Genomic DNA, 26,162 nt, shown 5'->3' on the forward strand with positions numbered 1-26,162 from the left:
GCTCCCCTCCCTCAGCGTCCATACCGCACTCATGCCGCTCTCCTTCGTCTCCGTGGCGGACTTCTCCGTCGCGCTCTCCGATGTGTTCCGAGCATCAGCCCCCTCCCGCCCGGCGGTCGTCCGGCAGGCGCGGACACTTTCCCCTGCCGCCGCCGCGGCATCCGGATACCGCGGACGCGTCAGGCGGCCCGCGCATATCGCACGCGCGGTAGCCGGCCGCTCCTCCATGAGCCGGATCCGCCCGCCGCCGCACCCGGCTACGGTGCGCCCATGGACAAAGGACGGTTCGCTGTCCCGGCCGGGGTCACCGACTGGGCGATCGCCGTGGGCGTGGCGGCGCTGCTGCTGGGCACCGGCCTGTCCGGGCCGCACCCGGCCGGGGGCCGGGAGGTGATCGGCGCCTCGCTGCTGGCGCTCGGCGGGCTCGCGCTGGCCGCGCGCCGCCGGGCACCGCTCGCCGTCCTGGCCGTCACCGGCCTGTGCGCCGTGGGCCACCAGGCGGCGGGGTTCGAGGTGCTCGCCGTCTCCTACCTGGTCGCGGTCTTCGGCGCCGTACGCGCCGGGCGTCGCACCGTCACCCTGGCCGCGTCCGTCGGTCTGCCGGCCGTGCTCTTCCTCACCGCCCTGGTCCTCCAGGACGGTTCCGTGCGCGAGGTCGCGGCGCAGGCGCGGAGCACCCTGGAGATCGCCTGGCTGATCGCCGCCTTCGCCGCCGGGGAGGCGGTGCGGCAGGCCGAACGGCGGGCGGAGGAAGCCGAGCACACCCGCGAGGAGACCGCGCGACGCCGGGCCGACGAGGAGCGGCTGCGCATCGCGCGCGAGCTCCATGACTCGCTGACCCACCAGATCTCGGTCATCACCGTGCAGTCCGAGGTCGCCGTCCATGTGGCCGGGCGCCGGGGCGAGCAGGTGCCGGAGGCCCTGCTGGCGATCCGGGAGGCGGGCCGGGAGGCGAGCCGGGAACTGCGTGCGACCCTGGAGGCTCTGCGGGACGACGACACCACCCCGCCGCGCGGAGTCGACCACATCCCCCACCTGGTGACACGGTTCCGGACGTCCGGTCTGGAGACGACGCTGACGATCGAGGGGGACCCACACACCGTGCCGTCCGCGGTGGGGCGTACCGCGTACCGGATCGTGCAGGAGTCGCTCACCAACGTCTCCCGGCACGCCGCCGCCACCGTCGCCTCGGTGCTGATCGACTACCGGCCGGACGTCCTCGCCATCCGCGTCGACGACGACGGGACGGCGACGCGGGACACCGCGCCGACGCCCGGCCTCGGGCTCCTGGGCATGCGGGAACGCGTCACCGCCCTGGGCGGCCGACTGCGCACCGAACCGCGCGCCGGTGGCGGCTTCACCGTCCAGGCCGAACTCCCCACCGGGGGAGCGTCGTGATCCGGGTGGTGCTCGCCGACGACCAGCCGCTCATCCGCAGCGGTTTCCGCGCGCTGCTCGACCTCGAGGACGACATCGAGGTCGTGGGCGAGGCCGCCGACGGCGAGGAGGGCGTGGCTCTCGTCCGGAAGCAGGTGCCCGACGTCGCACTCGTCGACATCCAGATGCCCGTCATGAACGGCATCGAGGCGACTCGGCGCATCGCAGCGGATCCGGCCCTGGCCGGCGTGCACGTCGTCATGCTGACCAACTACGGCATGGACGAGTACGTCTTCGACGCGCTGCGCGCCGGGGCGGCCGGGTTCCTCGTCAAGGACATCCTCCCGGAGGACTTCCTGCACGCCGTCCGTGTGGCCGCCCGCGGCGACGCACTGCTCGCGCCCTCGATCACCCGGAAGCTGATCGACCGCTACGTCACCCAGCCGCCGCCCGCCCGCGTCGGCAGCCGCCTGGCGGAACTGACCGGCCGGGAACGCGAGGCGGTCGTCCTCGTCGCCCACGGCCTGACCAACGACGAGATCGCCGCCCGCATGGTCATCACCCCGTCGACCGCGAAGACCCATGTCAACCGGGCGATGACCAAGCTCCACGCACGCGACCGCGCCCAACTCGTCGTCCTCGCCTACGAGTCCGGCCTGGTGGCCCCGCGCACCTCCTGACCCTAGGAAACGGCGGGCGCCGTCTGCGGCTCCCCGGCTTCCGGTTCGGGGGACGGGGCCGAGAGCTGCTCGCGGAGGTAGTTCCAGATCACCGAGATCAGCGCTGCCGCGGGGACCGCGAGGAGGCTGCCGACGATGCCGGCGAGGCTGCCGCCCAGTGTCACGGCAAGGAGGACGACCGCGGCGTGCAGGCCGAGGCCGCGGCTCTGGATCATGGGCTGGAAGACGTTGCCCTCCAGCTGCTGCACCACGACGATGATCAGCAGGACGAGCAGAGCGTCGGTCAGGCCGTTCGACACCAGCGCGATGAGGACCGCGACCAGGCCGGCGAAGAGGGCGCCGATGATGGGCACGAACGCGGAGACGAAGGTCAGCACGGCCAGGGGAAGCACCAGGGGGACGTCGAGGAACCACAGTCCCAGGCCGATGAAGACGGCGTCGAGCAGGCCGACGAACGCCTGCGACCGCACGAACGCGCCCAGGGTCTCCCAACCGCGCGCGGCCACGACGGGGACGTCGGTGGCCAGGCGGCCCGGCAGCTGGCGGGTCAGCCACGGCAGGAACCGCGGCCCGTCCTTGAGGAAGAAGAACATCAGGAAGAGCGCGAGGACGGCCGTGACGAGACCGTCGACCACGGTGCCCACGCCCGCGACGACGGTGCCGACCATGCTGCCGACACTGTCCTGGATCCGGGCGATCGCGGCGTCGAAGGCACCGGAGATCTGGTCGTCCCCGATGTTGAGCGGCGGCCCGGCGGCCCATTCGCGCACCTTCTGGATGCCCTCGACCACGCCGTCGGCGAGTTCGCCGGACTGGGACGCGACGGGCACCGCGATCAGCGCCACGATGCCGGCGACCACCAGGAGGAAGAGGACGGTGACCACGGCCGCGGCCAGGGCGGGTGCCCACCCGAGCCGCCGCAGGAAGCGGGTGAGGGGCCAGGTCATGGTGGTGAGGAAGAGGGCCACTATGAGCGGCCAGACGACCGACCACATGCGGCCCAGGATCCACAGGGCCACTGCCGCCATCAGCAGGACTAGCAGCGACTCGGCGGAGACGCGTGCTGCTCTGCGCAGTGCGGCAGCCGTCTTCGGTGAACTCAACGTGTCAGACATGGGGCTCACCCTATGGTCGTCCGCCACCCGGCCGGTCGTCCGGTTCGGGGCGAGGCCGGGTGTTCAGGGGCGCGGCCCCGTCGGCAGGTAGTAGGGGCGGTTGTGGGCGGCCACGGGGGGTGACTGGAACGTCCAGGCGCCGGCGGCCGGTGGCTCGTCGGCGAGGAGGGTGCGGAGGTCGCGGCCGAGTCCGCCGTCCTGGGACGGGAGCGTCAGCCGTGTGCGGTCGGCGTGTTCGGGGGATGCCAGGTCGTACCAGCGGTACGGCTGGTAGACGTTCATCGGGCCGGCGAGCAGGCGCCCCTCGGGGTCGGTGCCGTAGCCCGTGATCGGGGCCGAGCTGGCGGCGACGCCGGTGAGGCCGTCCAGCTCGGCCGTGAGGTCGAGCAGCGGGCTGGGGTTCCTCTCCAGGGTGCCGTCCGGCCCGATCGCCGCCGCCCTGCACCGTACGGTCCAGGTCGTGCCCTCCGGCCCGTTGAGGGACGGCAGGCCGACCTCGAACCAGCCCGGGTACTTGGGCTCCGCGTAGAGCTCACGCCCGGCCCTGATCGCGAAGGGGTTGTCGCACACGACATGGACGCGGGCGATGCCGAGCAGCTTCGTCTGGTCCCAGCCCCGCGCGTACTGCGCGTAGGTCAGTCGCGGCAGACGTCCGGCCTCGGTCGTGGGGAAGGCGATGACGTTGACCTCGATCTCCTGGGTGACGCCCCCGCCGAACGCGTACTGCGCGAAGTACAGCTGGTAGTTGAGCGAGACCAGCGCCCGTCCGTCCTCGAACGTGGCCGCCGTCAGATCGGGGTGGTGCTTGGCGAGCAGGTCCCGGACCGGCTCGGGGTCCACCAGCCAGTCGACGCCGATCTGGTGCAGGGCGCCGTAGTGGAAGGGGAGCCGGAACGGATCGGGTACGGGGGGCAGGGGCAGGTGTGCGCTCACGTCGGGCCTCCTGGGGGCGGTGGGGGTCATGCGGTCGCGGGGGACGCCGGGGGCGCGGCCAGGGACCGCGGCCGGTCGCGCGCCGCCAGGTCCGCCTCGATCCGCTCGGCGCTGCGCAGGGCGAGCGCGGCCATCGTCAGGGTCGGGTTGGAGGTGGCCACCGAGGGCATGCTGCCGCAGCCGACGGCGTACAGCCCCGGGTGGTCCCAGCAGCGCTGCCAGGCGTCCACCACGGACGTGGTGGGGGAGTCGCCCATGATGTGGGTGCCCGCGGCGTGACCGGCGCCCCGGTATCCGTACGTGCGGCCGTGGTGCTCGAAGCGGCCCGGCCAGGCCGCCGCCGGTGTGTAGTCCGTGTGGTCCTCGGCGCCGAGCAGGGCGAAGATCTGGTCCGAGACCGCGCGGGCCGCCACCATCCCCTTCCGCACGTGCTCGTCGAGGTCGTAGGTGACCAGGGGGAGGGGCAGGCCCGACGCGTCGCGTGCGCTCGGGTGGAGGGTGACCCGGTTCGCGGCGTCGGCGCCCTGTTCCATCTCGAACTGCAGGGTGAACTGGCGCCGGATCCGGTCCCCGACGGCCTGCCTCAACTCCGCTCCGAAGAGGCCCCGTTCGTTGAGGAAGTGCTGCACGTCCGTGTCGACGGGACCCCTGGCCCAGACCCAGCCCCACGCTCCGAACTCGACACGGAAGGGTGCCCGCAGCCGGCGCGCCGCGCCCGTGCGGAAGCCCTCGAAGCCGGAGACCGAGCCCGGGCCGCGGTACGGACCGGCGTCCTCGGGCAACAGGCCCCAGGTCAGAAGTACCGGATGGTCCATCAGGTTGCGGCCCACCTGGCCGCTGCGGTCGGCGAGTCCGGAGAGGAGCAGCAGCCGGGCGTTCTCCACGGCGTGCGCGGCGAGGACGACGACATCGGCGTGCGCCACGGACACCTCTCCGTCGTAGGAGCGGTACTCCACGCCGGAGGCGCGCCCCCGACCGTCGACGAGGACGCGGCTCACCACCGACCGGTCCCGCAGCGTGACGCTCGCGCTCCAGCGGCCCTGGGTCTTGAGCGGGGTGTACTTCGCGTACGACGGGCAGTGCGGGATGCAGCTCGCGTTGCCCACGCACCGGCTGTCGGGGTCGGGCCGCCCGTGCCGTCCGAGCGGCAGGTAGCCGCGGCCGCCGTCGTACCGGGGGTCGGGCACGCCGTTGCGGGCGTGCGGTGTGCCGACCACCCGCAGCTCCACCTCGGTCAGGGCGACGGGGTCCTTGACGCGCCGGCCGTCGAGGCGGGCGGCGAGCACGCTGTCCAGGCGGGCGGCGGGCAGGGGCCGCATGGGGAACACGTAGTCGTCGGGAAAGGGCAGCCCGACGTGCTCGCGCTGTTCGTCGACGTCGGCGGCCACCCCCAACTCCCCTTCAGCCGCACGGTAATGGGGCTCAAGCTCGTCGTAGGTCAGCGGCCACCGTCGGCCGTACCCGAGGGCTTCGGTGTCGAAGTCCTCCGGGAGCATGCGCGGCGCGAGGCCGGTCCACACGGTGCCGGTGCCGCCGTTGACGCGGACGTATCCGCTGGCGTACGGGAGGGGGCCGTCCTGCCGGAGATGACCGGACGCCCGGAAGCCGGTGGCGCCGTCCGTGCCGACGAGGTCCGCCACCTCGGGCCAGTCGGCCGCCGGATGGGCCCGACGGGGGAAGGCCGGCACCTCGGCGACGGGCGTCCTGCCGGCGGTGGGCGTCAGACCAGCGGTGGGCGGATCCACGGCCGGCCCCGGTGCTCCAGGCCCCGCCGCGCCTGCCTCCAGGACCACGGCGCCCGGCCCCGGGGCTCCGGGCTCCGCCGCGCCCGCCTCCAGGACCAGGACCCGCCGGCCCTGTCGGCCGAGCCGTTCCGCGACGAGCGATCCCGCGACACCGGCGCCGACGACGACCACGTCGTACCCCGTCACCGGCCGCTCCCCTCGACCTGGTCGCCCGGACCGGACCGGGCGGGGGCCCCGGCCCAACTCCCGTAACCCTGGGGATCCGTGGCGGGAGCCCGCAGCCCGGCCGCCTTCCACACCAGCCCCTCGGCGTAGCCGCGGGGGGACACCGTGACCGGCGGGGTCCCCGGCCAGCTGCCCGTGTACCAGAGGTACGTCACCGCGCGGGCCGTCTCCCTCAGCTCCCCGCCCATGGTGCCGTCGGGTTCCCGCGCGTGCACCAGCCGCGCGTACCGGTCGGCGCCGAGCCGTTCCGCGGCGACCGCCCGGTACACCTCGGTCAGGCCCGTGGCCTCCAGGGTCGCCGGGTCGAAGCCGGTCAGGACCGCCGACAGGGCGGTGAAACGACGTGTCTCGTCTGTAGGGGGCACGCGGGCATCGGTGCCCTGCTGCCCGCCGGTCCAAGCGCCGCGCCCTCGGAAGGGCTGGAATGCGCCCCCGGGCGCTCCCTCACAAGGAGCGCGGGGTCCGATCTGACGTTCGACAGGCGTCCACCTGGCGACCGACCCGGCGCCGAGCGCCGACCGGAGCCGAAGTGGCTCGACGCCGTGGTCACTTCAGGGGGTCGTGGCCCCAGTTCATGAGGGAGTGGCGCCGGGGGGTGTCGGTCACGTCCCCGCCGGGCCGCTGGGCGAGGTGCCGGTGGACGTAGCCGACGACCTTGCGCATGTGCGCGATGTCGTCGTCGCTCAGATCGTCCTTCTTCGTCGACAGGAGGTCGACGATGCGCCGGCCGGAGGCATGGCCGACGCTCTCGCCGCCGTCGCTCTGGCCGACACTCTTCGACTCGTCGGTGTCCAGCCACTTCTCGAGTTCCCCGGCGGTCATGTTGACCGCCTCGCGGAACTCCTTCGGAACGCCGTCCCGGTCGTCGTCCCGCCGATCGGCGGCCGTCACGAGCGCTTGCCCTTCTTCCGCAGGGCGCCGGGCTTGTGCACGGCGTTGCGACCGGTCTTGTCGCTCTCCACCTCGTACTGCGGTTCGTCCTCGGAGGCGTCCACGGTCCGTCCGGCCGCCCGGCCCCGGTCCGTGATCTTCTTCTTGACCTTGCCCGTGACGTTCTGGCCGTGGCTCTTCCACGCCACCTCGTCACCCTTCTTCAGGTCGTCCTTCTCCGCCACGACGTGCTCCTCTCGCGGGGCGCGATGCCGCCCGTGCTCCTCCGGTCTCGGGGCACGCGCACGCGCGCCCGGTCCCAGACTCGTGCAGCTCTCCGCACGGCGCACCCGCTGCCCGAGGCCGCCGTCGACGCGCGTGCTCCGAATGGAGGTACGGCGATAGCCGCCGCGCCACGGCTCGGCTGGGATGGCCCTGAGACATGCCCGATCCGCCGGCCCGTGCGGTTCTCTGGAAGGACGGTTCTCCATGTACGAGAGCGGCGACGGCCCCGACAGCGGCCACCGGCGTCCGGACGGCGTCAGCGACGCCACCGTGGAAGCGCTCGGATCCCTGTCGAAGGCCTGGGAGACGATCGAGCGGGCCCGCGGCCACCTCTACTCCTTCCACCAGCTCACGGGAAGCGCCGACCTGGAGCTGGACCGGGCGGTGGAGCTGCTGCGCGAGGCGGGCCACGCCGACTGGGCCGACCGCGTGCAGCGGGAGATCATGGGGCGCAACGTCATCCCCGGGCACTGGACCTTCCAGATCGTCGAGGAGTACGACCGCACCTACTACGAGCCGTTCCGTTCGGTGGAACGCCAGGCCGTGGCGGAGCTGGCCGAGGGACGGGACCACCTCTACGAGGCGGAGATGAAGGAAGCCCGCCGCACCGACGGCCACCCCGACCACACCGCCCGCCCCGACAGCCCCGGCACCGACCGCTGATCCCTCATCCGTACGGCCGTCCCGGACGGCGACCATGCGGCGGCGGTGATTTCCTGCCCGCAGAGACGTGTTGTACGCCGGAAGGAAGAAGGTAAGGCCGTGGCCTCCGAGCCCGCACTCAGATACACCGTCCCGGGGATGTCGCCCGAGGACAGCACCGACATCGTCGAGCTGCTCCAGGGGCGGCTGCACGCGCTGAACGACCTGCACCTGACCCTCAAGCACGTCCACTGGAACGTCGTCGGCCCGCACTTCATCGCGGTCCACGAGATGATCGACCCGCAGGTCGACCAGGTGCGGTCCATGACCGACGACCTCGCCGAGCGCATCTCCACCCTCGGCGGCGTGCCCCGGGGGACGCCGGGAGCGCTGGTCGCCGACCGGACGTGGGACGACTACTCCATCGGGCGGGCCGAGGCCATCGCGCACCTGGGCGCCCTCGACGTCGTCTACACCCAGCTCATCGAGGACCACCGCGCCGCCATGGAGGCCACGGAGTCCTCCGACCCCGTCACGCAGGACATGCTCATCGAGCAGCTGCGCGGTCTCGAACTGTTCCAGTGGTTCGTCCGCGCCCACCTGGAGAGCAGCGGCGGGAGCCTCAGCACCGCCGGCGCCCGGACGGAACGAGCGGCGGCGGACCGCGCGGCCGAGCAGGCGCGCAACCAGCCCTGAGCCGCGCACGGCGCACCAGCCCCGAGCCGCGCACGGCGCAGAGGAGCCCCGCCCGTCCCGGCGGGGCTCTCACCACGCCCGGAGGTGCGTGCGAGGTCCCGCGGTGTTGGAATTGAAGGCGGCAACGAGCGCGGGCGAGGGCGTGGCTGCCGCACCAGCGGAGGCACGGAGCCGCCGGACGAGGAGTCGGTATGAGCGTCGACGAACTTTCCGAGATGGGACCTGTCGATTACCTGGTTCTGGAGTTCCCCGGTAATCGCATGACCGGAGAGGGGCTGGCCCTGCTGCTCGACCTCGTCGAGCGGCACGTCATCCGGATCCTCGACCTGTCCTTCGTCCGCAAGGACGAGGACGGATCGGTCAGAGCGCTCCAGCTCAGCGACATGGACGGCGACGGGGAGCTCGACCTGGCCGTCTTCGACGGCGCCTCCTCGGGTCTGCTGGGCGAGGACGACCTCCAGGAGGCCGCCGCCGTCCTCGATCCCGGCAACTCCGCGGGCGTCCTCGTGTACGAGAACGTGTGGGCCGCGCCGCTGGCGGCGGCCCTGCGCCGCAGCGGAGCACGGATGGTGGCCGCCGGGAGGATCCCGGTCGAGGACCTCCTGGCGTCCCTGGATGCCGCCGAGGCGGGATCCGTCTCCTGACGTACCGCGTCCGCCCGACGACAAGGACATCTGTCATGCCTGGTCTACTTCGCGGGGTCGCCCGCACCGCAGTCATCTCCGGTACCGCCACCGCCGTCTCCAACCGGGTGTCACGGCGTCAGGCCGGCCGGTGGGCGCAGCAGGAGCAGGCCGCGGCGCCGGCTCCTCAGGCCTACAGCGCACCGCCACCGCCACCGGCACCCGCACCCGAGCCCGTGGTGTCGATGGACACCAAGATCGCGCAGTTGAAGGAGCTCGCCGAGCTCAAGGAGCAAGGGGTGCTCTCCGAGACGGAGTTCGCGGCGCAGAAGAGCCGCCTCCTGGAGGCCTGAACGCCTCGCACCGCCCGCGGGCCCGCTCGGGCACCCCCGCCGCCCTCACGCCGTGCGCGAGGGCGGCGCGGCGTGACCGGCGACGGGGCCCCGCGGCAGCAGCTCCGCGACGGCGAAGGCCGTCACGGCCGCCAGGATCACCACGGGGATCGTCTCGGCGTTCCCGAGCACCAGGACCACCAGGGCCACGCTGCTGACCGGAAGCCGTAGAGCGGCCGCCACCGCCGCCGCCATCCCCGCGGCGGCGCCGGGGATCACCCCGAGCCCGGGCAGCGGCGAGAGCAGCACACCCGTCGCCGCGCCGAGGAACAGCGCGGGAAACACCAGTCCACCGCGGAGGCTGCCCAGGCACAGGGCGTACGCGACGCCCTTGAACAGCAGGACGGCCAGCAGCGCCCCGACGCTCCAGGCGTGGGGGTCGGCGGCGAGCCCGGCCAGCGTGGCCTGGCCGGACGAGGCGACCTCGACGGGGTCACGGCCCGTGGAGACCGCGTAGAGGGCCGCGCAGCCTCCGGCGCCGACCGCGCAGACCACCGTCCTGACGACCGGCGAGGACGCCACGAAGGCGGCCGTGAGCCGGCCCCCGATGATCACCAGGTGCACCAGCGCGCCGATCCCCGCCGCCAGCGCGATCGACCACACCACGTCGCCGGTGTCCAGGCGCGGGGCAGCGGTGGGGAAGCGGATGCTGAGACTGCCCGTCTCGAGGCCGGTCCAGCGCCCGAACCCCGTGAACACCACGGCGCCGACCCCGCTCGACAGCAGGGCGGGCAGCATGATGACGAACAGCTGCGGACCGCCCACGCCCGCCACCTCGATCAGCAGCACGGCGGCGATGAGCGGATTGCCGAAGATGGCGGAGATGGCGGCCGCCGCGCCCGCCGCGCCCAGCAGCGCGGTGCTCTGCGGTGTGGCGGGGGCGCGCACGAGACGCCGGAAGAGCAGGGCCAGGCCGCCGCCGAGCGCGATCAGGGGTGCCTCGGGGCCGAGGACGGCGCCGAGCGGCAGGCTCGCCGCCGCCGCGATGATCACGCCGGGCAGGGCGGCCGCCGAGGCCCCGCCGGCGTGCAGGCCGGACGCCGGGACGTGGCCGCCCGCGCCCGGCAGACGGGCCACCACGAGGCCCACGATCGTGCCGGCGACGGCCAGCAGGGGCAGCGGCCACCAGGCGGGCGGGGTGTCCCAGCCGAGTGCCTCCGGCACGTCGGTCCAGAGCACGTGCTCCAGCTCGTGCAGTCCGACCAGGAACCAGAAGGCGGCGAGGGAGATGGGGACGCCGATGAGAGCACTGAAGACCAGGACCTTGCGGTACGCCGGTGTCCGCAGGAGGTCCCGCAGGCGGTCGGCCTCCGTGGGCTCCTCGGGCTGCCCCTCGGGGGCCGGGTGGGCTTTCGGTGACGCGGTCATCGATTCCGTCCTTCCGGACCGGGGCCTCGTTCGGGGAGATCGGGGGGCTGGGGGGCCGAGGGCGGCTGACGTCGCTGCAGCCCGATCCGGACCGCGCCGACCATGACCTTCGCGATCAGGCCCACGAGCACGAGGTCGGCCACCATCTGGCAGGTGGTCAGCACGCGGGCCGTCTGCGACACGGGCACGATGTCGCCGAAGCCGACGGTGGCGAACACGGTCACCGTGAAGTACAGGGAGTCGTTCCTGCTGAGCGGTTCGGAGAAGGAGTGCCCTCCCTGCTCCTGCGCGTACAGGAAGTAGGTGGCCGAGAACAGCAGGAGGAACAGGGGCACCGCGGTGGTCAGGGCCTCGACGGCGCGGAGCCGGGGATGCGGCGAACGGGCGATGCTGATCGCCTGGAGGGCCAGCAGCACGCCGATCCCCAGGAGGCCCAGGACGAGCACCGTGACGGTGCGCTGCTGATCGAGGTTCCCGTCGAGGGGGAGCAGGAAGTAGCCCACGGTGGCCGCCGTCACCACGGCGGCCGAGCGAAGGAGCGGCAGGAGCAGGCGCACGTGGCGCGGCTCGACCCGCCGGCCCCGGTCACCCTCCGGCGACCGGCCCCGGTCACCCTCCGGCTGCTGGGCTTCCATTCGGCTCTCCTGCGGGGCACTCCGCGGCTGTCCGCGAGCGGCGGAGCACCCGCCGTCAGTCCAGCAAAGACGCTCCCTCCGGGTCCCGCGACCGGAGCCGCGCCGTATGTCGCCGAGCGGCCGCACCGTCGTGGCGGCACCGCGGGGGCTACGAGCCGGGCCCGGTCGACGCGTACCGCCGACCGGGCCCCCGCGTCAGTGCGCCTCCAGCAGCTCCGCCCGGCTCTCCGTGGCGACGGCGGGGGTGTCCGCCCTATCCGCCTCCCTGAGTTCGCGCTTGAGGATCTTGCCCGTGGCGTTGGTGGGCAGGACGTCGAGGAACTCCGCCAGACGGGGGTACTTGTAGCTCGCCATCCGCTCCTTGCACCAACCGATCAGCTCGTCCTCGGAGAGCGTCGCACCCGGGACACGGACCACGCAGGCCTTGATCTCCTCGCCGTGGCGCGCGTCCGGCACGCCGATCACGGCCGCCATGCTCACGGCCGGATGCGTGAGCAGGACCTCCTCGACCTCGCGCGGGTACACGTTGAACCCGCCGCGGATGATCATGTCCTTGGCGCGGTCGACGATGTAGTACCAGCCGTCGGCGTCACGGCGGGCCAGGTCGCCGGTGCGGAACCAGCCGTCACGGATCACCTCGGCCGTCGCCTCGGGGCGGCCGAGGTAGCCCTTCATCACGTTGTGCCCGCGGACGACGATCTCGCCGATCGCGTCGGCGCCCCGGACCGGTGTCCAGTCCTCGTCGACGAGGTCCACCTCCACGCCCCAGACCGGACGTCCGATGGAGCCGGGGCGCACCGGCTCGCCCCGCGGCGCGAAGGTGGCGGCCGGGCTGGTCTCCGAGAGGCCGTACCCCTCCAGGATCGTCACGCCGAACCGCTCGGCGAAGCGGCGGTGGATCTCCACCGGGAGGGCGGAGCCTCCCGACCCGGCCATCCGCAGGTTCCCCGCGATGCGGGGCAGGTCCACGTCGGTGGCGTCCGCTTCGAGCAGGGCCCAGAACATGGTGGGGACGCCCGCGAAGAAGGTGACGGCATGGCGTTGCATGAGGGCGAGCACCGCCTGGGCGTCGAAGCGGGGCAGCAGCACCAGGGTCGCGCCCGACGCGATGCCGGCGTTCATCTGCACGACCTGGCCGAAGGAGTGGAACAACGGTAGTGCGATCAGGTGCACGTCGTGCTCGACCTCGCCGAACAGCTTGTGGCAGGTGAGGACGTTCATCATCAGGTTGGAGTGGGTGAGCTCGGCGCCCTTCGGCCGGCCGGTGGTGCCGGAGGTGTACAGGATCACCGCGGTGTCGCCGGGCTCCGTGACGACCGTCGTGAAGTCCGCGCTCCGGCCGGCGAGGGCCGCCGTCAGGGTCTCGGCGCCCTCGATCGGGGAGTTCGCGGTGGTGCCGGCCGGCAGCAGGAAGAAGTGCTCGCATCCCGGAGTCGCGCCGAAGCCAGACCACCCTTCCTGTCCGAGCGGGAGTTCGGTGCCGCCCTCGAAGCAGAAGTACGCCTTGGCCTGGGAGTCGGCCAGGTGGTAGGCGATCTCGCGGTCCTTCAGCAGGACGTTGAGCGGGACGGCCACCGCGCCCGCCTTGAGGATGCCGTAGTAGACGATCGGGAACCAGGGGACGTTCGGGCACGACAGGGCGACCTTGTCGCCCGGTCCGATGCCCCGCGCGTGCAGCAGGCCGGCCACACGTCGGGCGGCCGTGTCCAGCTCCGCGTAGGTCATGCGCTGGACACCGAGGACGACGGCGGTGCGGTCGGGCACGGCGCGGGCGCTGTTCTCCAGCAGGGCGGCGAGGTTGAGCATGGGGTCTCCGTGGGGGAAGGGGTGGATGCGAGGGGAGCCGTTGGCCGGCGGCGGCGTCAGCCCCGCAGCGCGGCGGCGAACAGGGCGGGCAGCTTCACCGGGCTCGGGGCTGCCGTGAAGCGGGTGAGGCGCTCGACCGTGGTCCGGGCGGTGCGGTGGGTGACGAAGTACGGGGGGCGCGGGGACAGGGACGGGGCGCCCGTGACCAGACCGCGCGGGGCCGGCGCGAACGGGGCGCGCAGCACGGTCTTCTCGATGTCTTCGAGCATGAACGCGTTGTGCACGAAACCGGTGCCGCTGCCGATGTCCTGGCGGGTGTGGCCGGGGAAGGCGCCCCAGGGGGTGAAGCCGAGCAGGAAGCCCACGCCCGACCAGCAGTTGACGCCCACCGTGCCATAGCGCAGGTCGGCGACGGCGGAGCGGACGGCGACCCGGTGCGCCTTCTCCGTCCGCGGGTGGACGATGAGCGTCGCGCCGAGGGTGCCGGGAAGGGTGTCGTTGGCGAAGTCGACGGCGTGGCGCAGGAAGGCGTCCGGAGTCGCGCCGGGAAGGCGGACGACGCCCAGGACACTGCCGAAGACCTCTTCGGTGACGAGGCGGTCGTCGTGGTCGGCGATGTCGGGCACGAGCAGCCGGCAGCCGTCGCCGTGGGTCTCCGCGGTGGGATGGGCCGCGCGTACGGACGCGAGCCGGTCGGCGCTGCCGGGGTAGTAGTCGGCGCGCTCGGGCAGTTCGCGCAGCACCGTGCGGATCTCGTCGAGCAGCCGCTCGGTCCCGTCCCAGTCCCGTGGCAGGACCAGGACCTGGCTGGCGACGCAGTTGTGGCCGGAGTTGTTCATCTTGCTGGTGACGATGTGCTCGGCCTGGTAGCGGAGATCCGCGGCGCTCCACGGTCCCGGCACCACGACGCAGGGGGTGACGCCGCCCAGTTCGCTGCTGAAGGGCTTGGCGACGAGCGGGAGGTCCTCACGGCGGCGGCGTCCGGCCTCCTCGTCGGTGCCCCACACGATGGCGTCGTGGGTGCGGTCGCTGCCGGTGACGTGCAGGGCGTCGACGCCGTCGTGGCGGCAGAGGTACGCGCCTTCGGCCGCGCCGCCGTCGACGAACCGCAGCCAGCCCCGCTCGACGAACTCCGCGAACACGTACTCGAAGTGGGGTCGCAGATAGGCGTTGACCGGGTTCATCTTCGCGATGACGACCTGGCCCTCGACGTAGAGCTTGTGCAGGATGTCCAGCGCGGTGATGGCGGCGACGTTGCCGGCGCCGAGCACCAGGGCCACGGCAGGCTCTCCCCGCCTGCCCCGGTACTCGCCCGCGGCGTCCGCGCGTACCTGCTCCGGGGTGACGCCGGGGCGCATCCACACCTGGGCCTTGTATCCGTTGAGCAGCACGGAGTCCCAGCGGGTGGCGGGGAAGACGTCGACGCGGGTGCCGCCGTTCTCCTCGTGGACCCTCCTGGCGTCCAGCGGGTCCTTCCCCGCGGCGATCCGCCGCAGGACGTGCAGCAGGGCCGCGGCGTTCTGGGCGAGGGCCCAGGGACCGCCGATCCAGTCCTCGGCGGCCCAGGGGGAGTCGGGGCCGTAGCCCTTGGCCCGGCTGCCCGCGTCCGCCGTCTCGGCCGCACGCGCGACGAGGCGCGGCCGCAGCCGTTCCAGGAGGGCGATGCGTTCGGGGAGCGGGGTGACGGACCAGGACGAGGCTCCGGCGCGTACGTCGGCCACGGTGCGGTCGAGAAGGGAGGTGTCCAGGGCGCTGGTGCTCACGTGGGTCCTAGCGGTGGTCGGGGTGGAAAGGGGGGCCGGCCCGCGGCCGGGGGAGGAGCGGGACCTCCCGGGTCACGCGTACAGCCGACGGCGGTCGCGGTCGGGGTCGATCCACGCGAGGGCGGCGGCTCCGCTCAGCAGGAGGACGGCCCCGGTGACGAGGACCGCGTACCGGTAGCCGTCCGGGCCGTGCGTGTCCACGAGGCGCCCGATCAGCGTCGGGGCGATCAGGCCGGCGGTGGTCACCACGCTGTTCATGATGCCGAGGGCGCCGCCGCGGCGGTCGGCCGGAGCCAGTTCGGTGACGGTGGTGACGGCGACGCTGCTCATCGCTCCCGCCAGCCCGAATCCCGCGACCAGGAGGACGACGGTCACCGCTCCGGCCGGAGCCGACGGCAGGGCGAGGCAGGCCGCGGCGGCGACGAGCAGCAGGACACCGCCCACCCCGCCGCGGGCCCACCGGCTGGGGGTACCGCGGCGCAGGAGCCATCCGGTCAGGCCGGCCTGTCCGAGGACCGCGAGGCCGCCCAGACCCCAGACCGTCATCACCACCTGGGTGGACTCGGACGAGGTGTAACCCAGCGCGTCCTGGAGGTACGAGGGGAGCCAGACCAGGGCGAAGGCGATGACCCAGTACGTGCCGAAGTAGGCGGCCGTGGCACCGATCCAGGTGCGGGTGGCGAGGATCCGCCGGTACGGCGTCCGCGGCGCCGGCCCCGTCGCGGCGCCCGCCGGCGCCTCCTCGCTCCCCGCGCCCCCGGCCGCAGCCGTGGCGTCCGACCCGGCGGCGTACGGGCCCTCCCCGCCGAGGCGGATCCACAGCAGCGCCCAGACGACCCCGACGAGCGCCACGGCGGCGACGGCCGAGCGCCAGCCGTGGTCCTGGATCAGCCACGTCAGGACGGGGGCGGCGACCAGGACCCCCAGGGTGATGCCGAGGACGATCAGCGCCCCGGGCAGGTTGCGCCGGTGGTTGGGGAACCAGGACAGGGTGGCCTGCTGGGCGACGGGGAAGGCGGGCCCCTCGGCGGCGCCGAGGAGGACGCGGGAGGCGATGAGCACCGCGACCCCGCCGCCCACCGCCAGCGGCGCCTGGGACACGGACCACAGGACGGCCATCGCGAGGATCAGCCACGTGGGCCGCACGCGGTCCGCGAGAAGTCCGACGGCGGCGCCGGAGACCGAGAAGAGCAGGAAGAAGGCGCTGCTGGCGAGCCCGAAGGCCGACGCGGACAGGCCGAGGTCCTCCCGGATCTCCTCCGCGGCCAGACCGAGCACCGACTTGTCGGCGAAATTGATCATCATGAAGACGACGAGCAGCGCGGTGACGGTCCAGGCACGGCGGCGCGTGCTGCTCGGCACCTTCGGCGTGCCGGTGGGCACGGCGGGTGCGACATCGGTGTCGGTCACGAGGGCTCCGCGGAGACTGGTGGTGGGGAGAGGGGGGCGGGGGAGGGGGAGCCGGTTCAGGAGAGCGGGACGCCGGCGATGGCGATGCGCTCCATGACCCGGCGCTGCGGGAAGTAGTCGCTGATCGCGTAGTGCTGCGTGGCGATGTTGTCCCACACCGCGACGGAGCCGGGCTGCCAGCGGAAGCGGACCTGGTACTCGGGGATACGGGCCTGGAGCACGAGCTCGTCGAGGAGTTCGCGGCTCTCCGCGTCCGACAGACCGACGATCCGGGTGGTGAAGGGCTCGTTGACGTACAGCAGCTCGCGGCCGGTGCGCGGGTGGCGGACGACGACGGGGTGCTCGACGGCCGGCAGGTTCTCCCGGTGCGCCGCCACCTGGCTCTCGGTCATCAGCGCGCCCCAGCTCGGCACCCAGTCGTGCACGGCGGTGAGTCCCGCGATCCGCGCCTTCATCGCGTCGGTGAGGTTGTCGTACGCGGCCGCCATGTCCGCCCACACCGTGTCGCCGCCGGCGGACGGCACCTCGACGGCGCGCAGTACGGAGCCGAGGGCCGGCGCCGCCATGAACGAGTGGTCGCTGTGCCAGATGTTCTCGGTGCCGACGACCATGGCGTCCTTGGCCAGACGGGACACCCCGACGGTGTCGCCCCGGGGGAAGAAGGGGTTCGCCTCCGGCCGGCCCCACAGGGCGGAGAGGGCGAGCTGCGACCGGGGGGCGAGGTCGTGCTGGTCGCGGAAGAAGATCACCTTCCACTCCAGCAGGGCCTGCCGGATCTCCTCCGCGAGGTCGTCGCCGATGGGGCGCGAGAGGTCCACGCCGTCGATCTCGGCGCCGATGTGCGGGGTGAGGGGGGAGAGGTCCAGAAGCCGGTAGTCGGGCTGGGGTGCGTCCGGTGCGATGCGGTCGAGCGTGCGCTTCCCGTAGTGCATCAGCGGCTTGTCGAGCGCGGGGGCGGGGGCGGGGACGGCGCTGTCCATGGGTCCTCCGGGACCGAGGCGGAATTCGTTACTCGGAGTATCGTTATTGGGGCAGGGGGAGGCAAGGGCTTGACGGCACGAAAAAACGAAGCCGCCGACCGCGCCGCGGAACCGTCAGCCGCGCGGGCCGACGGCGCGGGCGACGAGGTCGACCAGGGTGTCCACGAAGCGGGCGTCGGGCATCTCCTGCTCGCCGATCAGCCGGAAGATCAGCGGCGCGGCGACCAACGTGGCGGCGGCGCGGACGTCGGTGCCCGGATCCACGTCACCCCGGACGATCCCGCGTTCGAGGATGCGTCTCGTCTCGCTCGTGATCCGCTCCGTGTACTCCGCGTACTGGCCGCGCACCGCCCCCGTCTCGGCCGCCGCCCCGATGAGGCCCGCGATCAGCCGGTCCGTGCCCGGCAGCCGGTAGGCCTCCAGCCGGGCCGTGAGGACGAAGCGGAGCTCCGCCCGGAAGTCGCCCAGTTCGGGCACCGACAGGGTGCCGATGCGGGTCTCCGCCGCGGCGATGATCAGATCCTGCTTGGTGGGCCACCGCCGGTAGATCGCGGGCTTGCTCACCCCGGCCCGTGCCGCGACGGCGTCCATCGTGACCGCCCCGATCCCCTGCTCGTGGACCATCGCCACGACCGCGCCGAGAACGGCTCCGGTGACCCGCTCCTCCCGCGGGCGACCCGGCCCCCGCGCGGCCCCGTCCGACTGCGTACCCATGGCCCGAGCTTACGGCCGGGAGTCCCGGGGCACGGAGGGCGGGGCTGCGGGCGCCGGGTCAGTGTGGCAGGGACCGCTCGACCGCCACGGCGGAGTCAGGAGGCGTCCCGCCCGCCGATGCCCTGGAGATCGGCCTGCTGCGCGACGGCCCGGCGCGCCGGATCCGTGAACTCCCGCTCGACCGCCCCCCGCAGCAGGTCCGACTGCGCCCGCACGGACGGGTGCTGCTCCGGCGGCAGGGCGTCGAGCAGACCGTCGAGCAGGGCCCGGAGCCGGCGACAGACCTGCACGGACGAGCCTCCGTACTCGCGGATCTCGCAGACGGCCAGCTCCAGGAACTGGTCCCAGCCACGCCCCGGAAGCACGAGCCGGGGCTCCCCGTGCCCGTCGGCCAGGACGTAACGCCCGGGCAGGCGCGTCCGGCCCACCGTGTGCAGGAACCACTCGATGTAGTTGATCACCTGCACGGCGGTCGTCGGGTCGTTCACCGCGGGGGACAGCGCCCGGATGGCGATGTCGACCAGGATCCGCAGCGCGAAGGCGGGATCCTGCTCGATGGTGCGCTCGGCTCCCAGGGCGACCAGCCCGTTCACCCGCGCCGGATCCGGCGCGGACCTGCCCCCGTGGACCTCGACGAGGACGGTGCCGGGCGGTACGAAGTCCCCGACCAGCCGCGTCACGACGAAGACGCAGTCGTGGCGCGCCGCCTCCGCGATCAGACCGCGGACGTCGAAGGCCTGGACGGCGCCGCCCCGTACGGCACGGACGCGCGTCACCGGAGCGCCGGACGGCACCGCTCCCGGCCCGCGGGGCGCGGCCCCCCGGATCGCCGCGGCTCCCTCGGAGAAGACGGTCTCCCCCAGTCGCGCGACCAACTCCGCGATGGCCACCGGCCGGAGGCTGTGGGTGAACCGGTTGAGGTAGATGAGCAGCAGCACCAGACTGACCGCCACCGCGGCGCCGGCCACGGTGACCCCCAGGTCGGGGACCGAATCGGACTCGACGCTGCGCAGCAGGGAGAAGGCGAACGCGAACGTCCCGGTGAAGGTCGCCAGCACCGCCTTCTGCAGCCGGTCCCTGTACCAGAGGCGCATGTACCGGGGGGAGAGGGTGCCCGTGGCCTGCTGCACCACCAGCACGCCGATGGTGACGACGAACCCGAGCAGCGCGACCATCGCGCCCACGATGGCGGTGAGCACGCCGCTCGCCGTCGTGGCGGAGTAGTGCCAGCCGCTCGGCGGCCGGTCCGCGCCGTCGGCGGCCAGGGCGAGCTCGGCGAGAAGGGCGCCGAGGACGAGACCGAGCATCGGCACGATCCACAGGCTGGCCTTGACGTACTGCCGCAAGCGGAATCTGGCCGCCCAGGAGGTCGTCACGCCCATGCCACGCCCCCTTCGCCGGAGGACTCAGGTGCTGTCGAGGCACACAGGACCGCGGCTCCCGCGACGGGACCGCCTGACCTCACGGTAGGGCGGTTCCCCCGCCCGCGCAGCGGCACGGCCGCCGCCGGTCGCGGCCTCCTCGCCAGGACGGACCGACGCCCGCGGCCTAAGCTGATCGGGTGCCGCCCGGTCCACCCCGTCTGCGGCGTGACGGCGCCCCGGGTGTGGTCGACCGGGGCTGAAAGGGGTCCAGGATGGACGACTATCCCCTGATCGAGGACCACGGCCTGATCGGTGACCTGCAGACCGCGGCCCTCGTGACGACCGACGCGACGATCGACTGGTTCTGTTGTCCCCGGTTCGACTCCCCGAGCGTCTTCGGCGCCCTGCTCGACCGGCGCAAGGGTGGCCACTTCACCGTGCGGCCCGCCGCGGAGACGTACACGACCAAACAGCTCTACCACCCGGACACCGCCGTCCTGGTGACGCGCTTCATGACCGAGGAGGGCGCGGGGGAGGTCGTCGACTTCATGCCGGTCACCGGGAAGACCGCGACCGACCGGCACCGTCTGGTCCGCATGCTGCGCTGCGTCCGCGGCAGCATGACCTTCGAGGGCGAGATCGCTCCCCGCTTCGACTACGGCCGCAAGCCCCACGAACTGCGCCTCACCGAACACGGGGCCATGTTCGCCTCGGAGGACCTGAACCTCGCCGTCAACCCCGTCCGTGAGCCGCAGGACGAGCGCCTGCTGAACATCCTCTCGGTCGACCGGAACGACCTGCGCTTCTCGCTGAACCTGCGGGCCGGGCAGCAGCGCGGCCTGGTCATCGAATCGTCCCCCGACGGACACCCGCACGAGGTCCGCGTGGAGGAGTTCGAGCAGCTCTTCGACGAGACGGTCCGCTTCTGGCGTTCCTGGCTGGGGCAGTCCACCTACTCCGGCCGCTGGCGGGAGGCGGTGGAACGTTCCGCCGTGACGCTGAAGCTCATGACGTACGCGCCGACCGGCGCCCTCGTCGCCGCGCCCACGACGGGACTCCCGGAGCAGCTGGGCGGCGAGCGCAACTGGGACTACCGGTTCACCTGGATCCGCGACGCCTCGTTCTCGGTGTACGCCCTGCTGGGCATGGGGTTCACGGAAGAGGCGTCCGCGTTCATCAACTGGCTGCACGACCGGGTGAAGCAGGAGGCCGGCCAGGGGAACGGCTCCGGGCCGCTGAACATCATGTACCGGGTCGACGGCTCCGCCGACCTGGTCGAGGAGACCCTCGACCACTGGGAGGGGTACCGCGGCTCCGCCCCGGTCCGCATCGGCAACGGGGCCGCGACCCAGCTCCAGCTGGACATCTACGGCGAGGCGCTCGACAGCATCTACTTCGCGCACCAGCACGGCATGCACCTCGACAACGGCGGCTGGAAAGCCCTCCACACCCTGCTCGACTGGCTGGCCGACCACTGGGACCAGCCCGGCGAGGGGCTCTGGGAGACCCGCGGCGGGCGCAAGGACTTCACCTACGGGCGCGTGATGTCCTGGGTCGCCTTCGACCGTGCCCTGCGCATCGCCTACGACGACGGCCGCCCCGCGGGCGGAAGCCGCTGGGTGGAGGCGCGGGACGCCATCTTCGCGCAGGTGCTCGACCAGGGATGGGACCCCAAGAAGCAGGCGTTCGTCCAGCACTACGGCGACGACGTGCTCGACTCGTCGCTGCTGAGGATGCCGACCGTCGGCTTCATCACTCCGGACGACCCGATGTGGAAGACCACCCTGGACGCCATGGAGAACGAGCTGGTCAGCGACAGCCTGGTCTACCGCTACAACCCCGAGGCGTCCCCCGACGGGCTGCGCGGCTCCGAGGGAACCTTCTCCCTGTGCACGTTCATGTACGTCGACGCCCTGGCACGGGCCGGACGGACCGACATGGCCCGACTGGTGCTGGAGAAGATGCTCACGTACGCCAACCACCTGGGCCTGTACTCCGAGGAGATCGACCTGACGGGGCGCCAGCTGGGCAACTTCCCGCAGGCGTTCACGCACCTGGCGCTCATCGACGCGGCGATCACCCTGGATTCGATGCTCCAGGACCCGCGGAGGCGCACGCCGTAGTACCTCCCCCCCTGCGGGGTGTCAGCGGGGTGCGGTGGCGGGCGCGGGCCCGAGGAGGACGACGGTGTCACCGGCCTTCGCCGCGGGCTCCCGCCTCTCCGTGACGGGATCCAGCCGGCGGTCCGCCCGCACCACGAACAGCGTGTCGTACTCCGGCGGCGGGGGAGCGGTGGCCGGCCGCACCACGAACCGGGCTCCCCGGCCGTAGCGCTCCGCGAGGACGTGCCGGACCAGGGAGCGGCCGAAGAGGATGTCGCCGCCGGTGTACGGAGCGACCACGCCGTGGCTGTCGTGCGGCGGCCCCACCCGGTAGACGGGCCCCTCGACGTTGTCCTCCATCACGATCGAGGCGAGCGCGTTGAAGTCGTCGTCGTCGGTGGCCAGGTAGACGGCCGTCACCCCCTCCAGCCGGGCCCCGGGGTTGATGGCCGTGGCCAGCAGGTCGCCCTGGGCCAGATCGAGACCGGCCCGCCTGATCTCCTCCCGTTCCTCCTCGCGTCCCGCCCACATGAGCACGTCGAGGCCGGCGGTCCGCAGGGCCCTGCCCAGGTCGACCACCCACGGCTCGCCCCCCACCAGGAGGACGCGCCGGCCCTCCTCCTTGACGACACCCAGCCGGCGGGCCATCGGCGCCGCGGTCAGCGCGTACAGCAGAACGGTCCCCACGATCACCAGGAAGGTGACGGGGAGGATCTTCGCCGCCCCGGGCACCCCGCGCTCGACCAGCCCTGCGGAGAAGGCCGATGCCGTCGCCGCCGCGACGATGCCGCGCGGGTCCATCCATCCGACGAAGGCGCGCTCCCCACGGGAGAGGTCCGTGCGCGCCGATGCGGCGAAGGCCACGAGCGGCCGGACCACCAGGACGAGGATCGCGATCAGGCCGAGCGCGGGAAGGAGCACCGGCACCAGGGACGCCGGAGTGACGGTGGAGGAGATGGAGATGAACAGCAACCCGATGATCAGCTGGACCAGCGTCTCCAGGAAGGGCCGGCGCGACGGCATGTCGAAGCCGCGGATGTTGGAGACGGCGAGTCCCGCCACGATCGCGGCGATGAGCCCGGTGTCGTCCCGCACGATGTCGCAGCCCGCCGACACACCGATCACGATGGCGAGTTGCGCCAGGGTGCCGAGGGTGTCGCCGAGCCGCAGGGTGCGCAGGGTGAACCACAGCAGCGCGGTTCCCACGACCCCGCCCGCCAGCCCGAAGGCGAGGCTGAGGGCGAACTGCCCCAGCTGGTAGCCCCGGCCGATGTCGATCTGGTGCGACGAGACCACCGCGTGGAAGGTGAGCGCGCCGAGGATGGCGCCGATCGGGTCGGTGAGCGTCCCCTCCCAGATGAGGATGCGCCGCACCTTGTCGCTCGGACGCACGAAGTCGAGGATCGGCCCCACCACCGTGGGCCCCGAGACGACGAGGATCATGCCGAGCATCGCGGCCACACGCAGCGGCATGGCGAACATCGCGGGTGCCACCGTCCCGACGACGAGGAACGTCAGCACCAGCCCGTACACGAGCAGCCTGCCGACGATCCCCCGGGTGTGGCCGGCGAGCTTGCGCAGGTCGAGGCCCAGACCGGCGTCGTAGAGGATCACCGCGACGGACAGCGACACCAGGGCCGAGAAGTCCGGCCCGAGCAGTTCGTCCGGGTGGATGACGTCCGTCATCGCACCGGCCGCGAACCCGACGGGAAGCAGGATGATCAGGGCCGGGACGCGCAGCTTGTGCGCCAGGATCTGCGAACCGGTGGCGAGCACCACCGTCAGGGCGAGTCCGAGCAGGATCTCGTCGTCGGTCACTGCGGCTTCCTTCCTCGGAGCCCGGGTGCGCGATGATGTCCAGGACGGGTACGGGCGGGCGGTCAGCTCCCGGGTGCCGTGCCGTCACCCGCCGGGCCCTCCCCGCCGCGCAGCTCGGAGTCGGTCAGCTCCTCCAGCTCGCCGTGGGTGTCGAGCCAGTAGAGGAGGACGACGGCGGGGACGACGAATACCAGGGCGACCAGCGTGACGATCGCCAGCCACGTCAGCGTGGCGGGCGCGCCCGCGGCGTCGGCCACGGTGAGCGAGGTGGGCAGCAGATAGGGGCGCTGGGCCATACCCCAGGCGAGGACGGCGGACCCGACGACCGCGACCGCCGTGACGCGCATCCACGCGCCCGGTCTCCGCAGGAGCAGCCACGCGGTCGCGACAGCGGCCGCTCCGGCCACGACGGCGAAGAACAGCCCCAGACCGTGGGTGAGGCCGTGCCACACGTAGGGGGAGTCCTCATGGGTGACGAAGCCGGTGACCACCGCGAGGACCGTGAGGACGGCGAGACTGCCGAGCGCCCGCCGCCGGAAGTGGCCGACCAGGTCCGGCGCGTCGAACCGGCGGGCGTCGCCGGTGAGGAACACCGCGCCGAGGAAGGCCGTGGTGGCGAGGGCGACCAGCCCGAACACGAGCGAGGTCGGGTTGGCCCAGGCGTCCGCCGACGCGTCGGTGCCGGGCGTCACCCGCCCCGACGCGACCCCGCCGACGGCGGCGCCGAGGAAGAACGGGGTGACGACCGAGGCGATGGCGAACACGGCGCCGTACAGCCGCCGGCCCGCCAGCCGCCGGGAGGGCTTGCGGAACGCGAAGCCGGCGCCGCGCAGGACCATGCCGACGACGGCCAGCGCCAGCGGGAGCCACAGGGCGGAGAACACGGTCTGGAACAGGACGGGGAAACCGGTCCACATGATGACGAGGACGAAGATCAGCCAGACGTTGTTCACCTCCCACACGGGCGCCATCGCGTGGTCGATGAGCCATCGGGGGCGGCGCCCGCGTTCCGTCCCCCCGGCCGTCAGATCCCAGAAGCCGGCCCCGTAGTCCGTGCCCCCCGCGCAGGTGTACGCGGTGACGGCGAGGAGCAGCACCACGCCGATGAGATCGGCGGTCACGGGCGGTCACCCCCGGCCCCGCCCGAGGACGGGACGTCACCCGCGGGAAGGGGCGCCCGCGGCCCGTACGGGATGTCGCCCTCCGGGGGATGCCCCGTTCCGCCCGCGGCCCGCTGCTCGTCGGCGAGCCGCCACCGGGTGCGCATCTTCAGCAGGATGACGAGGAACGAGCCGAAGAGGAACACGTACACCACGATCACCACGGCCAGCATGATCCACAGGGTGGTGGAGCGGGTCGACGTCACGGCCTCGGCGACCCGCATGTTCTGGTAGACGATCCAGGGCTGACGTCCCACCTCGGTGGCGATCCAGCCGCACTCGACGGCCACGACGGAGGCGACGCCGGCGCAGGCCGCCGACCGGTAGAACCAGCGCGAGGCGGGCAGCCGGCGGTGCCGCAGCCAGACGAACCCGTACCAGAGGGCGAGCAGCACCAGCGCGGATCCGATCAGGACCATGAGGTCGAAGGCCCAGTGGGCGATGGTCGCCTGGAGGGCGGTGGGCCGCTGGTCCGCCGGCACGGAGGTCAGCCCCACCACCTCGGTGTCCGGACTGAATCCGGCCAGGATCGAGTCGAGCAGGGGGATCTTGATGCCGCCCTTGACGCTCCCGTCCTCCTGCAGGCGCCCGAAGAGGTACTCCGGCACCCGGGTGTCGGTCTTCCAGACGATCTCCATCGCGGCGAACTTCACCGGCTGCTTGTGGAACACCGACCGGGCGATCGAGTCGCCGAGGACGAACTGCACCGGAGTGGCGACGGCGGCGATCGTGAACGGAACGGCGAAGCCGAGCCGGTGGTAGTGGTCCCTGCGGCCGCGCAGCCAGCCCACGGCGTAGACCCCCGCCACCATGAAGCCCGCGGTGATGATCATCGCCACGACGAAGTGCCAGTACTGCGGCCCGAACATCGGGGTGAAGATCGCCTTCCACACGTCCACGTCGACGGGGTCGCCCTCGGAATCCAGGGAGAAGCCCTGCGGTGTGTTCATCCAGGAGTTGGCGGCCAGGATGCCGAACGCCCCGAGCAGCGCCGCGAACGGCAGCGGCAGCCCGAGCAGGAAGTGCGTCCGGGGCTTCAGGCGCCGCCATCCGTACAGGTAGATGGCGATGAGCACGGCCTCGAGGAAGAAGGCCCAGGCCTCGACACCGAAGCCGATGCCGAAGACATCACCCCAGCGCCCCATCAGACCGGGCCAGAGCAGACCGAACTCGAACGACAGCACCGTGCCGGTGACGATGCCGAGCGCGAACTGCACCGCCATGACGGCCGACCACCGCCGTGCCAGGAGCAGCGCCGCGGGGTCCTTCCGGCGCAGCCCGCGGTGGTGCATGACCAGGGTGATGAAGGGGAAGGCCACGCCGAGGGGCACCAGGATGATGTGGGAGGCCAGCGTGAAGGCCATCAGTTCCCGCGCCGGCAGGAGCTGGGAGGGGGCGTCCGCCAGCAGGTGGAGCGAGGTGGGCATACGCGCCTTCGCCGTTCGTGGAGGGGAAAGGC

Annotated in this window: 24 protein-coding genes; 7 read left to right on the forward strand and 17 right to left on the reverse strand. The window is 72.8% G+C overall.

Going from position 1 to position 26,162, the window contains the following annotated elements; translation table 11 throughout:
• Nucleotides 1-270: 270 nt before the first annotated feature.
• Both AMK29_RS17005 and AMK29_RS17010 read left to right on the forward strand, forming a co-directional pair.
• Complete coding sequence (locus AMK29_RS17005) at nucleotides 271-1,398, forward strand: sensor histidine kinase (protein ID WP_073813594.1); 1,128 nt, start codon at nucleotides 271-273, stop codon at nucleotides 1,396-1,398.
• A complete protein-coding gene (locus AMK29_RS17010; RefSeq protein WP_073813596.1) occupies nucleotides 1,395-2,057 on the forward strand; it encodes a response regulator in 663 nt (220 codons plus the stop codon). The genes AMK29_RS17005 and AMK29_RS17010 overlap by 4 nt, the downstream gene beginning before the upstream one ends.
• Nucleotides 2,058-2,059: 2 nt before the next feature.
• On the opposite strand, the gene AMK29_RS17015 is transcribed toward AMK29_RS17010, so the two are convergent.
• The 6 genes from AMK29_RS17015 to AMK29_RS37155 form a co-directional block, all read right to left on the reverse strand.
• Complete coding sequence (locus AMK29_RS17015) at nucleotides 2,060-3,172, reverse strand: AI-2E family transporter (RefSeq protein WP_073813598.1); 1,113 nt, start codon at nucleotides 3,170-3,172, stop codon at nucleotides 2,060-2,062.
• Nucleotides 3,173-3,235: 63 nt separating this feature from the next.
• Nucleotides 3,236-4,105, reverse strand: coding sequence for a hypothetical protein (locus tag AMK29_RS17020; protein WP_241845423.1), 870 nt, complete (start codon nucleotides 4,103-4,105; stop codon nucleotides 3,236-3,238).
• A gap of 26 nt (nucleotides 4,106-4,131) precedes the next feature.
• Nucleotides 4,132-6,036 (reverse strand): GMC family oxidoreductase, encoded by a 1,905-nt coding sequence (locus tag AMK29_RS17025; protein ID WP_073813602.1) that lies wholly within the window; start codon nucleotides 6,034-6,036, stop codon nucleotides 4,132-4,134.
• Nucleotides 6,033-6,440, reverse strand: a complete 408-nt coding sequence (locus AMK29_RS17030; RefSeq protein ID WP_073813604.1) for a hypothetical protein — start codon at nucleotides 6,438-6,440, stop codon at nucleotides 6,033-6,035. Before AMK29_RS17030 ends, AMK29_RS17025 begins: the two co-directional genes overlap by 4 nt.
• A gap of 181 nt (nucleotides 6,441-6,621) precedes the next feature.
• Nucleotides 6,622-6,966, reverse strand: coding sequence for a DUF3140 domain-containing protein (locus AMK29_RS17035; protein WP_073813606.1), 345 nt, complete (start codon nucleotides 6,964-6,966; stop codon nucleotides 6,622-6,624).
• Nucleotides 6,963-7,190 carry a DUF2945 domain-containing protein gene (locus AMK29_RS37155; protein WP_073813608.1) on the reverse strand — a complete coding sequence of 76 codons (228 nt, stop codon included), beginning with the start codon at nucleotides 7,188-7,190 and terminating at the stop codon, nucleotides 6,963-6,965. The genes AMK29_RS17035 and AMK29_RS37155 overlap by 4 nt, the downstream gene beginning before the upstream one ends.
• A 244-nt stretch (nucleotides 7,191-7,434) precedes the next feature.
• On the opposite strand from AMK29_RS37155, the gene AMK29_RS17045 reads away from it, so the two are divergent.
• From AMK29_RS17045 to AMK29_RS17060, 4 genes are all read left to right on the forward strand, one after another.
• Nucleotides 7,435-7,893: a hypothetical protein gene (locus AMK29_RS17045; RefSeq protein WP_073813610.1), complete on the forward strand. Its 459-nt coding sequence runs from the start codon at nucleotides 7,435-7,437 to the stop codon at nucleotides 7,891-7,893.
• 138 nt (nucleotides 7,894-8,031) lie between these two features.
• The gene (locus tag AMK29_RS17050; RefSeq protein ID WP_382616413.1) at nucleotides 8,032-8,568 is read left to right on the forward strand and encodes a Dps family protein; all 537 of its coding nucleotides are present in this window, start codon (nucleotides 8,032-8,034) and stop codon (nucleotides 8,566-8,568) included.
• A 215-nt stretch (nucleotides 8,569-8,783) separates the two neighbouring features.
• On the forward strand, nucleotides 8,784-9,212 hold the full coding sequence (locus tag AMK29_RS17055) for a DUF6325 family protein (RefSeq protein ID WP_073813898.1): 429 nt from the start codon (nucleotides 8,784-8,786) through the stop codon (nucleotides 9,210-9,212).
• A gap of 35 nt (nucleotides 9,213-9,247) precedes the next feature.
• Nucleotides 9,248-9,544 (forward strand): SHOCT domain-containing protein, encoded by a 297-nt coding sequence (locus AMK29_RS17060; RefSeq protein ID WP_073813614.1) that lies wholly within the window; start codon nucleotides 9,248-9,250, stop codon nucleotides 9,542-9,544.
• A 45-nt stretch (nucleotides 9,545-9,589) separates the two neighbouring features.
• Here AMK29_RS17060 and AMK29_RS17065 read toward each other — a convergent pair whose 3' ends face one another.
• From AMK29_RS17065 to AMK29_RS17100, 8 genes are all read right to left on the reverse strand, one after another.
• Nucleotides 9,590-10,951 carry a chloride channel protein gene (locus AMK29_RS17065; protein WP_073813616.1) on the reverse strand — a complete coding sequence of 454 codons (1,362 nt, stop codon included), beginning with the start codon at nucleotides 10,949-10,951 and terminating at the stop codon, nucleotides 9,590-9,592.
• Nucleotides 10,948-11,586 carry a potassium channel family protein gene (locus tag AMK29_RS17070; protein WP_073813618.1) on the reverse strand — a complete coding sequence of 213 codons (639 nt, stop codon included), beginning with the start codon at nucleotides 11,584-11,586 and terminating at the stop codon, nucleotides 10,948-10,950. Before AMK29_RS17070 ends, AMK29_RS17065 begins: the two co-directional genes overlap by 4 nt.
• Before the next feature lie 195 nt (nucleotides 11,587-11,781).
• Nucleotides 11,782-13,392, reverse strand: coding sequence for a long-chain-fatty-acid--CoA ligase (locus tag AMK29_RS17075; protein ID WP_073813620.1), 1,611 nt, complete (start codon nucleotides 13,390-13,392; stop codon nucleotides 11,782-11,784).
• A gap of 56 nt (nucleotides 13,393-13,448) precedes the next feature.
• Nucleotides 13,449-15,155 (reverse strand): aldehyde dehydrogenase family protein, encoded by a 1,707-nt coding sequence (locus AMK29_RS17080; RefSeq protein ID WP_073813622.1) that lies wholly within the window; start codon nucleotides 15,153-15,155, stop codon nucleotides 13,449-13,451.
• 72 nt (nucleotides 15,156-15,227) lie between these two features.
• Nucleotides 15,228-16,565 carry an MFS transporter gene (locus tag AMK29_RS17085; RefSeq protein ID WP_073813624.1) on the reverse strand — a complete coding sequence of 446 codons (1,338 nt, stop codon included), beginning with the start codon at nucleotides 16,563-16,565 and terminating at the stop codon, nucleotides 15,228-15,230.
• Nucleotides 16,566-16,621: 56 nt separating this feature from the next.
• A complete protein-coding gene (locus AMK29_RS17090; RefSeq protein WP_073813626.1) occupies nucleotides 16,622-17,545 on the reverse strand; it encodes a TauD/TfdA dioxygenase family protein in 924 nt (307 codons plus the stop codon).
• 114 nt (nucleotides 17,546-17,659) lie between these two features.
• Nucleotides 17,660-18,259 (reverse strand): TetR/AcrR family transcriptional regulator, encoded by a 600-nt coding sequence (locus AMK29_RS17095; RefSeq protein WP_073813628.1) that lies wholly within the window; start codon nucleotides 18,257-18,259, stop codon nucleotides 17,660-17,662.
• A 95-nt stretch (nucleotides 18,260-18,354) separates the two neighbouring features.
• Nucleotides 18,355-19,641 (reverse strand): DUF2254 domain-containing protein, encoded by a 1,287-nt coding sequence (locus AMK29_RS17100; protein ID WP_073813630.1) that lies wholly within the window; start codon nucleotides 19,639-19,641, stop codon nucleotides 18,355-18,357.
• Between the two features lie 254 nt (nucleotides 19,642-19,895).
• Here AMK29_RS17100 and AMK29_RS17105 point away from each other — a divergent pair, with 254 nt between their 5' ends.
• A complete protein-coding gene (locus AMK29_RS17105) occupies nucleotides 19,896-21,746 on the forward strand; it encodes a glycoside hydrolase family 15 protein (protein ID WP_073813632.1) in 1,851 nt (616 codons plus the stop codon).
• Between the two features lie 21 nt (nucleotides 21,747-21,767).
• Here AMK29_RS17105 and AMK29_RS17110 read toward each other — a convergent pair whose 3' ends face one another.
• The 3 genes from AMK29_RS17110 to AMK29_RS17120 all read right to left on the reverse strand — a co-directional run bounded on the left by AMK29_RS17110 (nucleotide 21,768) and on the right by AMK29_RS17120 (nucleotide 26,130).
• The gene (locus AMK29_RS17110) at nucleotides 21,768-23,543 is read right to left on the reverse strand and encodes a cation:proton antiporter (protein ID WP_073813634.1); all 1,776 of its coding nucleotides are present in this window, start codon (nucleotides 23,541-23,543) and stop codon (nucleotides 21,768-21,770) included.
• A gap of 62 nt (nucleotides 23,544-23,605) precedes the next feature.
• Nucleotides 23,606-24,664, reverse strand: a complete 1,059-nt coding sequence (locus AMK29_RS17115) for a cytochrome d ubiquinol oxidase subunit II (RefSeq protein ID WP_073813636.1) — start codon at nucleotides 24,662-24,664, stop codon at nucleotides 23,606-23,608.
• Nucleotides 24,661-26,130 (reverse strand): cytochrome ubiquinol oxidase subunit I, encoded by a 1,470-nt coding sequence (locus tag AMK29_RS17120; protein ID WP_073813638.1) that lies wholly within the window; start codon nucleotides 26,128-26,130, stop codon nucleotides 24,661-24,663. The genes AMK29_RS17115 and AMK29_RS17120 overlap by 4 nt, the downstream gene beginning before the upstream one ends.
• Nucleotides 26,131-26,162: the final 32 nt, after the last annotated feature.

Origin of the sequence: Streptomyces sp. CB02261 (assembly GCF_001905665.1) — a bacterium.
Classification (GTDB): domain Bacteria; phylum Actinomycetota; class Actinomycetes; order Streptomycetales; family Streptomycetaceae; genus Streptomyces.